This is a genomic window from Pseudovibrio axinellae (genome assembly GCF_900110875.1).
Taxonomy (GTDB): Bacteria; Pseudomonadota; Alphaproteobacteria; order Rhizobiales; family Stappiaceae; genus Pseudovibrio; species Pseudovibrio axinellae.
Genome location: NZ_FOFM01000084.1, coordinates 1 through 1211, shown reverse-complemented (window position 1 = coordinate 1211; position 1211 = coordinate 1). Strand labels below are relative to the sequence as shown.

General features: G+C 55.4%; 1 protein-coding gene. It reads right to left on the bottom strand.

Annotated features, from left to right (window positions below):
- On the bottom strand, positions 1–1211 hold a 1211-nt coding region (locus BMZ51_RS23670; RefSeq protein WP_208979645.1), incomplete at both ends, for an Ig-like domain-containing protein.

The window sequence follows — 1211 nt, the reverse complement described above, 5'->3', positions numbered from 1 at the left end:
TTGATGGCAATGCCACTGATGGTAATCGGGTTTGCACCGTTTTCATGGGCAAAGGCCTGTGTCAGGGTTGCTGTGACCTGGACTGTGCCTTGCTGGCCTGCGGCAATGGCGGCGGCATCAAGCGCCAAAATGATGGCAGGAGCGCCATTGATTGAGCCAATGAGCTGACCGTTGGACAGGGCCCAGCTGACATCCAGTGTGGCTGTTCCATTGGAGATGGTGATGGCAGAGGGATCAGCAAAGGCAAATGAGGTTAGCGCGTCAGAGCCAGCTGTAAAGGTCAAAGCACTTGAAACGTCGGTCTCTGCGTCACTGTTTGGATCAGACCCGGTGATGCTGGCGCTTGCCAGATCATTTTGATCCTGCACTGTATCAAGAGCGGCTTCGCTCACCGTCAGGATGAGGCTGGCGGCCTCGCCGGGCAGATTGTCTGGCGGTGTGGGGTCTGCGCCATCTGTAATTGTGATTGTGTGAGTGTCAGATGCTGTATCGCCGTCGCTGTCTGTTGCGGTGATTGTAAAGGTTAGTTGCTGGGCCTGATCATTGTCTAAATTGTCGTCAGCTTCAAAGGAATAGGTGCCATCGGGATTGACTGTAAGGGTGCCGTTTGGGAGCACAAAGGTGGCGGATGTGGTTTGTGTGAGCGCAATGCTCTGGTCTGCTTCGCCTGGCAGCGAGACTGTGATGTGGGTGACGCCGTCTGCCCCCGGGTTCAGCGCCCATGTGCTGGAAAGCGTGCTGCCTTCTGTAAGTGAGGCCGGGCTGTCAGCAATGTCCAGAACTGGAGCATCGTTTAAGATGTTGACCTGGATGTCAGCGGTGACGGTATCGCCGTCATGGTCTGAGGCATTAATGGCAATGCCACTGATGGTAATCGGGTTTGCACCGTTCTGGTGGGCAAAGGCCTGTGTCAGGGTTGCTGTGACCTGGACTGTGCCTTGCTGTCCGGCCGCAATAGCGGCGGCATCAAGCGCCAAAATGATGGCAGGAGCGCCATTGATTGAGCCAATGAGCTGACCGTTGGACAGGGCCCAGCTGACATCCAGTGTGGCTGTTCCATTGGAGATGGTGATGGCAGAGGGATCAGCAAAGGCAAATGAGGTTAGCGCGTCAGAACCAGCTGTAAAGGTCAAAGTACTTGAAACGTCGGTCTCTGCGTCACTGTTTGGATCAGACCCGGTTACGCTGGCGCTTGCCAGATCATTTTGATC